Raw genomic sequence first — 13,590 nt, 5'->3', positions numbered from 1 at the left:
CTCTCGCGCAGATCGCTGCGGCGCGGACCCCCAAAGAACGCGGTTGCAGGCTCCGCATCGTCTTTCGCAGTTGTCCCGCACCCGCGATGGCTCCCGGATCCGCAGGTCTCTGCGTCTCTGTGCCTCTGTGGCATATAGTCAGTTGCCTTCACGCTGACACTTATCGATGATCTCCCGCTTGAACGCCCGCGGATCATCCAGCATCGGCCACAGCTCGTCGAGATACCGCTTGGCCCGCGACATCTCCCGCTCGTCATAGTCGGGGATCGGCGTCGTCCACAGCGCGTCGATCGCCGCGCGCTGCGACTTGAAGAACGCCACCGTCGGCGCCCATTGCTCCGCCGTGCGGCAGGGCCCCCGGTGCAGGCGCTGGCGGGTCGAGGTCAGCCCCAACTGCGTGTTGGGCCGGGCGTACCGCGTGCCGACAAGCCCAGTCCAGTCGAAGTCGTACGCCACCGGACGGTAGACCATCGGCTCTGACCGAAACATCACCATGTTGTGCAGGCCAGCCACCGACCAGTCGGTGTTCGCGACCCAGTACTGGAACAGGGAGATGCGGTCGATCACCGGCGCCGGGATGTACTCCCAGGTCACGCCCGTCTGCTCCGTGAACTCAAGCTTGTGCTCGTCCGCCACTTCCTCTGCCGTCTCGAGGAAGAAAGCCGTGACCTCCACCGGCTTCATGCGGCCGGTGGAATCGACGTAGGTCACCTTGGCCAGGCGCGTGCGATGGTTCACCGAGTCGATCAGCGCGTAGGTCCGGTACGCCAGGTACTCGGTAAAGATGTAGTTCTGGTACTCGCGCGAGTTCGTGCGACAGGGCGTCACCAGCTTCACCCGCGGATTGCCCTGCAGGATGCTGCCATCGCGCGCCTCGCGCTCGGCGCGCACGAACAATGGGGGGAAGCTGCAGTTCCGGCTTTGGCGGCGGAAATGCCCACGGGCCCGGAGTTCCACCGCCATCGTGCCTTCGCTGCCGTCGGCGTCCTTCCACTTCATCTCGGCGCCGTACCACTCCAGCAACGTCGAGTCGCGCTCCGCGATCAGTTCGCGGAGGTTCGTCGTCAGCGTGACTTCGATCGGGGCATCATTGCGGAACAGGGCCTGTGCCGGCGCGTTCGAGGCCACCGTGGCCAGTGCGGCGACGCTGCAGAGGACCCGCAGAATGTTGAGACGCATCATCGCAACTCCACGCCGCGCAGCGGCGACTCCGGAATGGCGCCGAGGTCGTCGCTGACGACGCCGGCCGTCACGGTCTTGGCGAAGTTCACGCCGTACTCCAGCACGCGGATCTCGTTCTCCTTGACGGTGCCGAGGAACTTCCACGAGGAGAACAGGCCCTCGAAGCGCGGTTCGCAGAGCGCGCGCGCCTGATCCACGTCCGCCGTCTTTATGCGCAGCATCCGCTCGAAGCGCGGCCGCGGGGCATCCGACTCCTCCTCATCCGCGAGGTCGGGGTCGTTGCGCTTGCGGCGACGCCAGGCACGGTCGGCCAACGCTTCCAGTTGCTCCGGCGACATCGCTTTGAGGACCTGGTCATCGATGCGGGAGAGAAACATCCCCGTGCGATTGGCCGTGGCCAGCGCCTTCTCTAGGCGGCGCTCCGCGGTGCGGCCCTCGAGCGCGACGGGGCGGCCGAAGTCGGTGTACCAGAGGAACACCATCAAGAGGTTGAAGCCGAGGGAAATCACCCAGGACACCGACGGCGCGACGGCCGCCGCCATGCCAAGGCCGATCACGACGAAGATGCCCGCCGCATCCTTGGAGTCGTCGAGCGAGGTGCGGAAGCGCACCGCCGCGACGATGCCGCCCAGTGAGAACGCCAGCGCCAGAGAGTGCTTCACGAGCACCACGATTCCGGCCGCGACCACGGGCAGGATGAGGTACGTCTGCACCACCGACTGGTTGAAGCCCTTCTTGCGCCGCGTCAGCGTGTAGATCCAGGTCACCGGCAGGGCGCTGGCGAAGGCCGTCAGCATCGCGATGGCGGCGGCGAGCGCGGTCGGGGTGCTTGCCGGCGCCCCTTCCACCAGCGGTGGCGCGCCGCCGACGATGTCGCGCAGCGACTCGTTCCCCAACGCGCCCCAGCTCGGGGGCGCGTACTCCCGCACGCTCCAGGCCAGCGCACCAATGAGCAGGTAGTACAGCAGCGTGCGCAGGACGACATTCGTCCAGACAACCGATCGAGACAGTGCGGGCATATCCTGACGTGGGAGTGGGCGCAGGGAAACTGCGGCCATTGAATCGCGGCGGCAATGGCAACGGCGCGTCACGGCGGTGCGTTCCTGGGGTATCTTGCGTCGACCTCTCACCAGCGAAGCGATGCCATTCCTGCGATTCCCCGTCCTGATGCTGCTCTGCGTGGCCCCTGCCTTGGCCGTGCAGGGACAGGCTGCCGAGAACGCCCAGCGGCCCCGCTTGGTCGTGTTCCTGACCGTGGACCAGCTGCGGCCGGATTATCTCACGCGCTGGCGCGACCAGCTCTCCGGCGGCTTGCGTCGGCTCGTGGATGAGGGCGCGTTCTTCGAGCGCGGACTGCAGGACCACGGCATCACCGAGACGGCGCCGGGACACGCGTCAACGCTCTCCGGCCGCTTCCCCTACAGCACCGGCATCTCCAGCAACTCAGCCGGCGTCAACACGAACGACGTCTCGCTGGTGGAGGCCGAGGGGGTGGGAGCCTCACCCGCTCGCTTTCAGGGCACGACGCTGGCCGACTGGATGACCACCGCCGACCCACGCACCAAGGTGCTCTCGGTGTCGCGCAAGGATCGCGGTGCCATCCTGCCGGTGGGACGCGGCCAGCACACGGTGTTGTGGTACGCGCAGCGCTCCGGGCGTTTTACGACCTCCACCTGGTACGGCGACACGCTGCCTGCCTGGGTGCGTGCATTCAACGATGAACGGCCCGTCTTCTCGCGCTACGCCGGCAAGACCTGGACGCTGCTGCTGCCGGATTCGATGTATCCCGAGCCGGACTCCGTGCCCGCCGAGAGCGGGGGACAGGGCTTCCTCTTCCCACACCTGATGGCCACCTCGGAGGAGATCGCCAACCAGATGGTGATTGGGATGCCGTGGATGGACGAGCTGACCCTGGACCTGGCCTGGCGCGGCGTGAACGCAATGCAGCTCGGCAGCGGCCCGCAGACCGACCTGCTCGCGGTCTCGCTCTCTACGATGGATGCCGTCGGGCATCGCTTCGGTCCGGACTCACGTGAGGTACACGACTTCGTGCTGCGTCTCGATCAGATGCTGGCACCGTTCCTCGACTCGCTCGTGGCGCGCTACGGGGAGGGCGGGGTCGCCCTCGCGCTGACCGCAGACCACGCTGTCGCCCCCGCGCTCGGTGTGAAGTCCACCTTCGGGGACAACAGCAAGGCGATTCGCCTTGCCCGTGACGCGCTGACGCCGGCGTTTGATCGCCTCGTGCCGATCCTCCGGCGCGGCGACCTGCCCTACGATGCGTTCGGCTTCGACGCGCCCGAGTTTACCGTGGACCGCTCGCGCACCGTGGGGAAGAACGACGCGGTGCTCGCCGTGGCGCGCGCGTTCAAGCGTGAAGCGGAGCGCGTGCGCGGCGTCCTCCGCGTCGACGTCATCGATGACCTCGTCCGCGCGGACACGGTGAAGGACGATATCGCGCGGCGGTGGTTGCATATGTTCCGGCCCGGTGGGAGCACCATCGCCGTCGTCACGCTGGACCCGTACAGCTACTACGGGACTGCCATCGCCTCGCACGGTACGCCGCACGACTACGACGCCACCGTGCCCATCATCTTCTGGGGCCGCCCCTTCCGCCAGCTCCGCGACGACGGCAAGGCGCGTGTGGTGGATATCGCGCCCACACTGGCGGCGATGCTCGGCGTCACGCCGACGGAAGAGTTGGACGGCGTCGTCCTGCAACGGGCATTGCGCGCGCCACCCCGCTAGTTTCCGGACATCTCTGCGCCGGCCCTCGTTCGGGCCGGCGCGCCCACGTCCGGACCAGTCGCCCGCGATGCACGACGCGCTCTATTTCCAGGAGCACCACCTCGCCACGCGCGAGATGGTGCGTGAGTTTGCCCAGACCGAGGTCGCGCCCGTGGCGCGGCACTTCGACGACACCCAGGAGTTCCCCTGGGAGAACGTGAAGAAGATGGCCGAGCTCGGCCTGCTCGGCATTCCGTGGTCCGAGGAGCTCGGCGGCGCCGGCCTCGACACGCTGAGCTTCATGATCGCCATCGAGGAGCTCGCCCGCGTCTGCGCCTCGCACTCGATCACCATATCCGCGCACACGACGCTCGGCACCTCGCCCATCGTGAACTTCGGTTCAAAGGAGCAAGTGGCGCGCTATGTGCCGCACCTCGCCGCCGGTCGCGTGCTCGGCGGCTTCGGGCTCACAGAGCCCAATGCGGGCTCCGACGCGGGCGGTACGCAGACAACCGCCGTGAAGAAGGGTGCCAAGTACGTGCTCAACGGCAGCAAGCGCTTCATCACGCACGCCGGGGTCGGCGAGGTCTTTGTCGTGACCGCGGTGACAGACCCGGCGCAGGGCACCAAAGGCATCTCCAGCTTCATCCTCACCAAGGACACCTGCGATCTTGAGTCGGCGGCGCGGGTCGGCATGGGACACGAGACCTCCCTCGGCGCGATGCCCGGATTCCGCGCCGGCAAGAAGGAGGACAAGCTCGGCTGGCGGGCCAGCGATACCCGCGAGTTGATCTTCGAAGACGTCGAGGTGCCCGCCGAGAACCTGCTTGGCGAGGAGGGTAGGGGCTTCATCAACTTCATGAAGACGCTCGATGCCGGTCGCGTCGGCATCGCGGCACTCTCGCTGGGCGTGGCGCAGGGCGCGTTCGAGGAGGCGCTCAAGTACACGACCGAGCGCAAGCAGTTTGGGAAGCGCATCGCCGAGTTTCAGGGGGTGCACTTCCAGCTCTCCGACATGGCGACCGAGCTCGAGGCGGCGCGACACCTCGTGTACCACGCCGCCTGGCTCAGCCAGAACGGACATCCGTTCAGCAAGGAAGCGGCGATGGCCAAACTCTTCGCCTCCGAGCTCGCCATGCGGAACACGATCAAGGCCATCCAGCTGCACGGTGGCTACGGCTACACCAAGGACTATCCCGTCGAGCGGATGATGCGCGACGCCAAGATCGGCGAGATCGGGGAGGGGACGTCCGAGGTGCAGCGGATGGTGATCGCGCGGCAGCTGATCGCTGACCTAGGCCGGCACTAGGCGTCCGCTTGCGGCAGGCGGCGCAAACCGGTAACAATAGAGGCACCAAGCGTGTGTAGCGCCCCGCCTCGGCGGGGCGCGTTCTGTACCGGGCGGGTTCGTTGCCGCCCGGGCCTCCCGAGCCTCGCACATCCCCTGATGCTGGATCGTACGATGTCCCGACCCATCCCGACCGCGCCGTCTGCCCCCCGTGGGCAGGCCGGAATCGCGCGTCGGGCGGTGACCTCGTGGCCGATCCTGTGCGTGGTCGGGTGCAATCCCCTCCGACCCTCCCATGAAGCGCGAGATCCTGATTTCGGCGACGCAACGCGAAGTGCGCGTCGCAATCCTCGAGGACGAACAGCTCGTTGAACTGCAGGTCGACCGTCCGGAGAACAAGCGGATGGTCGGCGATATCTATCTCGGCAAGGTCGAAGCGGTGCAGCCCGGGCTGCAAGCCGCCTTCGTGGCCATCGGCACCGAGAAGAGCGCGTTCCTCCACAACTCCGACCTCGCCTACGATGAGGACGGGGACGACGACGAGGACGACGACGCCGTCGACGAGGCGGCCACCGCCGAGGCCGAGGTCGCGGAGGCCGTGGCCAGCGGCGAGGGCGTCGAGGCCGACGACAAGGATGAGAAGGAGGGGAAGGACGGCGCCGGCAAGCCCAAGGGCGGGAGGGGCCGTGGGCGTGGTGGCCGCCGCCGACGCAAGGAGCCGCCGCAGATCCAGGACGTCCTCAAGCGCGGCCAGAGCGTCGTGGTGCAGGTGAGCAAGGAGCCCATCTCCACCAAGGGCCCGCGCGTCACGGCGCAGGTGTCGCTGGCCGGACGCTTCCTCGTCTACATGCCCTTCGCCTCGCGTCGCGTCGGCGTCAGCCGCAAGATCGGCGAGCGGGCCCAGCGCCAGAAGCTGCGCGAGCAGGTGGAGTCGGTGCTGCCCAAGGATGCGGGCGGCGTCATCGTGCGCACCGTGTCCGAGGGCGTCACGCAGGAGACCTTCAAGCGCGAGCTCGACACCTTGATCGGGCAGTGGAACCGCATCAACAAGAAGCAGAAGTTCGTGGGCAACCCGCCCAAGCTCCTGCACCGCGAGACCTCGCTCACGCGCGGCATCATCCGTGACCTGTTCTCCGCCAAGGTCGACCGCCTCACGGTGGACTCCAAGCAGGTCTACAATGAGATCGTCGAGTACCTCAGCGGCATCGCGCCGGAGCTGGTGGAGCGGGTGCACCTCCACGAGGAGAAGCAGGGCCTGTTCGACAAGGAAGGCATCGAGACGGAGATCCGAGACCTCTTCAAGCGCCGCTGCGACCTGCCGAGCGGTGGCTATCTCATCATCGAGCCGACGGAGGCCTTGGTCTCGATCGATGTGAACTCGGGCCGCTTCACGGGCAAGAAGGATCCCGAGAAGACGGTCACCAAGACCAACATCGAGGCCGCCCGCGAGATCGCCCGCCAGCTGCGCCTGCGCGACGTGGGCGGCATCATCGTCTGTGACTTCATCGATATGGAGTCCAAGGCCAATCGCGACCGCGTGCTGCAGGAGCTGCGTACGCATCTGGGCCGCGACCGCGCGCGTACCAAGGCCTACGCGGTCAGTGACCTCGGCTTGATTGAGATGACGCGCCAGCGCGTGCGGCAGAGTCATTTCCACGCCATGACCGAGGCCTGCCCGATCTGCAACGGCACGGGCCGCGTGTTCACGGCGGAGACGATCGTGCGGCGGATGGAGCGGGCGGTGAAGCGACTCGCCAGCGAGGGCCGGCGCGAGGGCATCGTCGTGAAGTTCTATCCCGACACGGCGATGTACGTGCTCGAGGAGGAGAAGGAGCTCATCAAGCGCCTCGAGAAGTCGGTGGGCTTTACGGTCGAGATGCGCGACGACCCGCTGCTCAAGCCTGATGAGTTCAAGCTGGTCGTGAAGGGCGCCGGCCGGGACATCACCAGCCAGTACGCGGTGGCCTAGCCATGGAACGCCGCGGCGGGTCGGGCCGTAGCATCCCCATGCGCACTCCCCCCATCTGGCTGGCCGCCGCCACCCTCATCGCCCTCGCGAGCCCGATTGACGCGCAGGGCCGCATCCGCGGCACCCTGGTCGACTCCCTGCGTGGGGCCGATCCCATCGCCGACGCGATGATTGAGTTGGTCGGCACCGACCGACTCGAGCGCACGGATCGCCGCGGGCGATTCGAGTTCTCGAATGTCCCGGCCGGCACGCACGTGGTCCGCTACGCCTCGCCGCGGCTGGACAGTCTTGGAATTCGCGCCCTGCTGGACAGCACGGTGGTGGATGGCCGGAGTCGCGTCGAGGTATCGCTCGCCGTTCCATCAGCGGGCTGGTTCCAACAGCGCTACTGCGCCGCCGATCTCGGGACGTCAGGGATCCTGCGCGGGTCGGTGACCGACGCGGCCGGAAGCACCAGGCCGGGGACACCGGTTGCAGCGATCTGGGACGAAGCCGTGTTGCGGGTCGGACAGTTGTTGATGGAGACGCGCGCCACCGTCGATACGACGAACGCGGAGGGGGAGTACACCCTCTGCGGCGTGCCCCCGACCGGGCAGTTCGTGCTCCGGGCGGGCAACGCAGACCTCGGCTCCGGCGACCTTGTCTTGGCGTCTGCCGGGGCCGTCTCGCGTCACGACCTCCGCGTGGCGGAGCGTTCGCTGACGACCGTGGTGACGGGCTTCGTGTTCGCGCGGCGCGGCGGCTCGTCGATCCGCGTGGAAGTCTGGGGCGACAGCATGCGCAGCACGCAGGTCGGCGCGGATGGCAGCTTCCGGCTGTCCGGAGTCCCGAGGCGCACGGGGCAGCTCTACCTGCGGGCGGTCGGCCAAATGCCGCGGGTCGTGACGATCGAGCCCACTGGGCCGAGCTTCGACATCGGCGAGATCCAGATGGAGAACGCGGCGGTGGCGCTGCAGCCGATGACGATCCAGGAGCGCCAGCTGACGCGCGAACGGCTCTCCTTCCTGGAGCGCAGCAAGGGTGCGGTTGGTGTGTTCTTTGACTCCACGTTCCTGGCGGGGTTGCCACGCGTGACGGCGGGGGCGCTGGCGAGCAAGAACACGTTGATTCGGGTCGGACCCGTGAGGACGTCCACCGGCATCTCCGGTGAGACCATCATGCTCCGGTACAACAACGCCTTGCAGGGCATCAACGGCTGCTATCCGCGCGTGTACATCAACGGTCTCAGTTCATCCACCCAGCGTCCGCCGCGGGACCCCAGCGGGATCCAAGGCACCATCACGCCGGACTACATGAAGGAGCTGCTCCGGACGGCCAAGCGGATTGAGGTCTATACCGCGGCGGAGGCCCCGGCAGAGTTCTTCGATCCTGACGGCTGCGGGTCCCTGGTCATCTGGACCCGCTAGGGGCTCCAAGTCCCGTAACCCCAGCCACTTGACCGCGTTTTGGAGTCTGGCTATTATTTCAGGCTCGCATAAACCCCGCATTTTCCATTCGAGTCGTTTCCATGTCGTACGCCATCTTCCGCTCCGGCGGTAAGCAGTTCCGCGCCGAGAAGGGCAGCACGCTGCGCCTTCCCACCCTTCCGGGTGATGCCGGCGCCACGGTCGAGTTCAACGATGTCCTCCTGGGCTCCGACGGCAACGCCGTGAAGGTCGGCGTGCCGACGCTCAAGGGCGCCTCGGTCACCGCCGAGATCGTCAAGCACGGGCTCGGCGACAAGATCATCGTCTTCAAGTTCAAGCGCCGCAAGAACTACGCGCGCAAGCAGGGTCATCGGCAGGGCTTCACCGAAGTCCGCATCCGCGACATCCACCTCGGCTAATCGGGGAGCTCCACTACCATGGCACACAAGAAGGGCGTAGGCTCCTCGCGCAACGGGCGCGACTCGAACCCGCAGTACCGCGGCGTGAAGAAGTTCGGCGGCGAGCAGGTCATCGCCGGCAACATCATCATCCGTCAGTGCGGCACCAAGTACCACCCCGGCAACAACGTCGGGATGGGCACGGACTACACGATCTACTCGCTGATCGACGGCGTGGTGAAGTTCGAGCACAAGTCCAAGAGCCGCTACAAGGTCTCGGTCTACGCGGCGTCGTAAGCCGTTTCGATCCTGAAGATTCGAGAGCCCGTCCGCGATTCGTTCGCGGACGGGCTCTTCTAGTTTTGTGCGCCGAATTCTGATGCCACAGAGGCACAGAGGCACAGAGGAACTGCAACTGCTCTCTGGGGGGTCCGCCTCGCAGGGGTCTGCCCGTAAGTCCCCTTGAAAGGCAGTTGTCGTTGCAGTTCTCCGTGTCTCTGTGCCTCTGTGGCTAACTAGCAGAACTGTCCGGGCCGCCGGAGCCCGTCGACGAGTCGCCCGCGGAAGCTGGCTCAGGCTCGGCAGCCGGAGCTGGCGCGTCCTTGTGGAGCACCTTGGCCAGCTGCTCCTCCAACGACTTCGCCTCGGCCTCGCGTTCCTTCAGGTTGCCGTGCAGGCGTTCGAAGGTGGCCTCGTCCAGGTCCTTGCCGTCGCGCTTGGCGCGGTGGACGGCGTAGCCCAGGGCCTGCGCCGCCTTGTCGGCGTTCTGCCGCACGCGAAACAGTTCGATCCGCAGCTTGCCTTCATCGAGCGCGTCCTTGGCAGCGTTGCCGGCGCGGTCGATTTCCTTTTGCACCTTGTCCCAGAGTCCCATGGGCGGACCTCCTTGGTCTGTGCACCCTTACGGCTTCCGGACGGCGATGGTTTCTGAACTGCGTTGCCAACGAGGCACAGAGACACAGAGGACTGCAACCGCTCCCTAGGAGGGCCGCCTCGCAGGAATCCGCCCGCGAGTCCCCTTCAAAGGCAGTTGTCGTTGGAGTTCTCTGTGTCTCTGTGCCTCTGAGGCAATGTCGTTCCCAGCTAGAACACCGAACTACGGCCGATACGGCCCTCCCGGCAGCGTCCGATACCGCTCAAAGAGTTGCTGCTGCCGCGATGGCTGCGTGGCTTCCTTGCCCTGGACCCACACGCGCTCCGCCACCGAGCTGAACTCGAACGGATCACCCGACCAGATCACCAGATTCGCATCCCGGCCAGCGGCGATCGAGCCAATGCGGTCGGCGACGCCCATCACCTCGGCGGGGACCAAGGTGATCGCACGCAGGGCATCCTCCCAGCTCATGCCGTAGGCCACCGCGTTGCCCGCCTCCTGGCGGATGTTGCGGACGTTGAACGAGTTCGGGTCACCGGGGCCGTTCCCAATCAGGATCACGGTCGCGCCGGCCTGGCGGAGCAGGGCCGCGTTCTCCTGGCGGCTGCCGAGCGAGGAGAAGTCGCCGGGGATGTTGTTCATCGCCCCGACGAAGACCGGCACGCGCGCCGCGGCGATCTCCGGCGCGACCATCCAGCCCTCGGCGGCGCCGCCAAGCCAGAGTCGGATGCCGAACTCGCGGGCAAAGGCCAGCGCCTCGAGGATGTCCGAGGAACGATCCACCTCGAGCACCAGGGGAAGCTCACCGGCGAGCACCGGAATCAGCGCCTCCATGTCCTGCTGGCGGGCCATGAACTCGCGCGTGCCGCCATTCTCGTACGCGGCCCGCCGCGACTGGTATGCACGCACGTCGTTCATCAGGCTGCGCCAGCGGGCCCAGAACTCACCGCGCGAGTTCGTGTTGCCGCTGCCGGGATTTGCGAACGTGCCCAGCATCGCGTTCGGTGCCTTGCGGACCATCTCGCCGACCTGGCGAGCCTCGACCAGGTCCAGCAGCGCCGACTTGCCACTCAGCATCCCGCCATTGCCAAACACGACGACGCTGGTCACGCCCTCGGCGCGAGACGGTCCGATGTACGTGTTGGCGGGATTGATGCCGCGCCAGGCCTCGAACGACGCGGCGATGCCGTGCTCTCCGCGCGCCCCCACATCGTTGTAGCCGCCCGAGAACTGCGGACTGCCCGCCTCGGAGAGGCCGAGCGTGGTGGCGCTGTTGATAAATCCGGGCGTCACCCACTTGCCCCGCGCGTCCACGCGTTGCGCGTCGGAGGGGATCTGCACATTGGCCCCGACAGCCACCACGCGTCCGTCGCGGATGAGTACGGTGCCGTTGTCGATCTTCGGGCCGCTGACCGGATACACGGTGCCGCCGGTGATGGCGACTGTCTGGGCCCCCATCGCCACGGGGGCGGTGGCGGCGAGGAACGTGAGCGCCGCACGGCGCCACTTCGAGTGGGCGCGCATCAGCGGTTCCCCCCGGCGGTCGGCACGTAGCCGAGTTCGAAGTCCGTGCGCCACTGCTGGCGCGGATCGTTGCGGTCGTACATCTGCGCGCCATCGATCCACACGCGCTCGGCGCGCGAATACACGCTCAACGGGTGGCCGCTCCAAAGCACGACATCCGCATTCTTGCCGACTTCCAGCGAGCCGACCTTGTCGTCGATGCCCAGCGCCCAGGCCGGATTCAGCGTGATCCAGCGGATGGCGTCCTCGTCGCTGATCTGCAGCCCGACGCGCCGGCCGGCGGCCAGCGACTTCGCGGCCTCCTGATTCAGGCGCTGCGAGTACGAGGGGTCGTCCGAGTGCACCACGGCGCGCACGCCGGCGAGGTGCGTCAACGCGACGTTCTCCTTGATGCCGTCGAGGGCCTCCATCTTGAATCCGCCCCAGTCGGACCAGATGCTGGCCGAGATTCCCTCGCGCGCCAGCACGTCGGCGATCTTGTACGCCTCCACCCCGTGATGGAAGGAGCGGATCTGATAGCCGAACTCCTTGGCGATGCCGATCATCACCAGCATCTCGTCGGCCTGGTAGCAGTGATTGTTGACCAGGATGTTGCCGCGCAGCACCTCGGCGAGCGTCTCGAGGTTGAGGTCACGCGGCGGTGGATCGCCTTCCTGCTTCTCCAACCACTTGTCCCAGGTCCGGCGGTAGCGGTCGGCGGCGATCCAGGCGTTGCGGTAACCGGCGACGTTGCCCATCCGCGTGGCCGGCCCGCGGCTGGCGTAGACGCGCTTGGGATTCTCGCCGCAGGCCATCTTGAGCCCGTACGGCGCGCCCGGGAACTTCTGGTCCTGCACCGAGCGGCCCGGCACCACCTTGAGCGTGACGCTGCGGCCGCCGATGAGATTGCCGGAGCCCGGCAGCACCTGGATCGTGGTGGTGCCGCCCGCGAGCACACGCGGGAACTGCGGGTCCTGCGGCCAGACCGAGTGTTCGGCCCAGACGTAGCCCGTCACCGGATTCGTGAGTTCGTTGCCATCGTCGTGGGCCGGCCCCCCGGGCGCCGGATACACACCCAGATGCGAGTGCGTGTCGATCAGCCCTGGGGTGACGTACTTGCCCTGTCCGTCGATCACCACGGCGTCCGTCGGGGCGGTCACGTTGCTGCCGATGGCCGCGACCTTGCCATCCTGCAGCAGGATGGACGCGTTGCGCATCAGCGGGCCGACGCCGGTGAAGATGTGCACGTTGCGGATCAGCGTCGTCCGCGAGGCGAACGGCCGGTACGTGCTGGGGAAGGGGTCCGCGTTCGGGCGCGAGTAGGCGCCCGGCGGGGTCGTAGTCGCGGCGGTGGCAGAAGGCGCGGCGCCGCTCGGTGTTGGGCGTTGGGCGGCGGGCGCCGTGGCACATCCTGCGACCACGAGTGCCAGCGCTGATCGAACGAATCGCATCGGAAGCACCATCCTCTGATGGAACGGGTGGAGAGGCGGGGCGCGACGGGCGCGCCCGCGAGCGATGACTGTCGAAGTGGGGAAGGAGAGTTTACGGCCCCAGCACCTGGATGGCGAGCGCGGGATCGTCCGTGCAGATCGCGTCCACGCCGATGTCGGCGAAGCCGCGCATCACTGCGGGGTCGTTGACCGTCCAGGCGACCACCCGGCAGCCCGCGGCGTGCGCCGCCTGAACCAACGCTGCGTCGACAAAGGGCCACTGGCGCCAGAGGTCACGGCCTTCGACGGCGCTCAGCGCCTGCAGCGGATGGATCGGGTAGCTCACCTCGAGCACCCCACGCGGCACCTCGGGGGCGTGGCCGCGCGCCTCGGCAATCTTCCGGTGGTCGAACGCGTGGACGGCCGCGGGGCCGCCAGCGCGGCGGATGAGCTCAAGCGTCGGAATCGCCGTGTGCGGCCCCTTGAGCTCACAGTAGGCCGTGAGGCCGGCGTCGCGCAGCAGGGTCAAGGCCTCGTCGAGCGTCGGTGGAGCAGGGGCTCGGAGGCCGTCAGGGGAGGCGTGCTCCGAGAGGACGTCCTCGGCGATGGGGTCGTGGTGCACGCGCAGCACGCCGTCCGGATGCAGGTAGACATCCAATTCGACGCCGTCGGCCCCCAGGTCGGCGGCACGCTGGAATGCCGCGAGGGAGTTCTCCGGGGCCTCGCGGGAGGCGCCGCGGTGGGCAATGATTTCGGGACGTGGCACGGGCCATATCTTAACGTCCGTCCCTTCCATCCGTCCCACGGACACGA

General features: G+C 67.4%; 12 protein-coding genes. 6 read left to right on the top strand and 6 right to left on the bottom strand.

Annotated elements, in window-relative coordinates:
- Positions 1–138 precede the first annotated feature (138 nt).
- Together KF709_00200 and KF709_00195 are read right to left on the bottom strand one after the other, a co-directional pair.
- Positions 139–1,179 (bottom strand): hypothetical protein, encoded by a 1,041-nt coding sequence (locus KF709_00200; protein ID MBX3172809.1) that lies wholly within the window; start codon positions 1,177–1,179, stop codon positions 139–141.
- Entirely contained in the window at positions 1,179–2,201 is a 1,023-nt protein-coding gene (locus KF709_00195; protein ID MBX3172808.1) for a DUF4956 domain-containing protein, read from the bottom strand. The genes KF709_00200 and KF709_00195 overlap by 1 nt, the downstream gene beginning before the upstream one ends.
- A 121-nt stretch (positions 2,202–2,322) precedes the next feature.
- On the opposite strand from KF709_00195, the gene KF709_00190 reads away from it, so the two are divergent.
- The 6 genes from KF709_00190 (at position 2,323) to rpmA (ending at position 9,267) form a co-directional block, all read left to right on the top strand.
- Entirely contained in the window at positions 2,323–3,930 is a 1,608-nt protein-coding gene (locus KF709_00190; protein ID MBX3172807.1) for an alkaline phosphatase family protein, read from the top strand.
- A gap of 67 nt (positions 3,931–3,997) precedes the next feature.
- A complete protein-coding gene (locus KF709_00185; GenBank protein MBX3172806.1) occupies positions 3,998–5,218 on the top strand; it encodes an acyl-CoA dehydrogenase in 1,221 nt (406 codons plus the stop codon).
- 274 nt (positions 5,219–5,492) lie between these two features.
- A complete protein-coding gene (locus tag KF709_00180; GenBank protein MBX3172805.1) occupies positions 5,493–7,166 on the top strand; it encodes an Rne/Rng family ribonuclease in 1,674 nt (557 codons plus the stop codon).
- Between the two features lie 38 nt (positions 7,167–7,204).
- On the top strand, positions 7,205–8,572 hold the full coding sequence (locus KF709_00175) for a hypothetical protein (GenBank protein MBX3172804.1): 1,368 nt from the start codon (positions 7,205–7,207) through the stop codon (positions 8,570–8,572).
- Between the two features lie 101 nt (positions 8,573–8,673).
- Positions 8,674–8,991: a 50S ribosomal protein L21 gene (rplU, locus tag KF709_00170; protein ID MBX3172803.1), complete on the top strand. Its 318-nt coding sequence runs from the start codon at positions 8,674–8,676 to the stop codon at positions 8,989–8,991.
- Positions 8,992–9,009: 18 nt separating this feature from the next.
- Positions 9,010–9,267 carry a 50S ribosomal protein L27 gene (rpmA, locus tag KF709_00165; GenBank protein MBX3172802.1) on the top strand — a complete coding sequence of 86 codons (258 nt, stop codon included), beginning with the start codon at positions 9,010–9,012 and terminating at the stop codon, positions 9,265–9,267.
- A gap of 214 nt (positions 9,268–9,481) precedes the next feature.
- Here rpmA and KF709_00160 read toward each other — a convergent pair whose 3' ends face one another.
- From KF709_00160 to KF709_00145, 4 genes are all read right to left on the bottom strand, one after another.
- The gene (locus tag KF709_00160; protein ID MBX3172801.1) at positions 9,482–9,844 is read right to left on the bottom strand and encodes a hypothetical protein; all 363 of its coding nucleotides are present in this window, start codon (positions 9,842–9,844) and stop codon (positions 9,482–9,484) included.
- A 222-nt stretch (positions 9,845–10,066) separates the two neighbouring features.
- Complete coding sequence (locus KF709_00155) at positions 10,067–11,368, bottom strand: amidohydrolase family protein (protein ID MBX3172800.1); 1,302 nt, start codon at positions 11,366–11,368, stop codon at positions 10,067–10,069.
- Entirely contained in the window at positions 11,368–12,798 is a 1,431-nt protein-coding gene (locus tag KF709_00150) for an amidohydrolase (protein ID MBX3172799.1), read from the bottom strand. Before KF709_00150 ends, KF709_00155 begins: the two co-directional genes overlap by 1 nt.
- Before the next feature lie 91 nt (positions 12,799–12,889).
- On the bottom strand, positions 12,890–13,588 hold the full coding sequence (locus tag KF709_00145; GenBank protein ID MBX3172798.1) for a glycerophosphodiester phosphodiesterase: 699 nt from the start codon (positions 13,586–13,588) through the stop codon (positions 12,890–12,892).
- Positions 13,589–13,590: the final 2 nt, after the last annotated feature.

It is taken from the genome of Gemmatimonadaceae bacterium (assembly GCA_019637445.1).
Lineage (GTDB): Bacteria > Gemmatimonadota > Gemmatimonadetes > Gemmatimonadales > Gemmatimonadaceae > Pseudogemmatithrix.
This window is presented reverse-complemented; position numbering and strand designations above follow the sequence as displayed.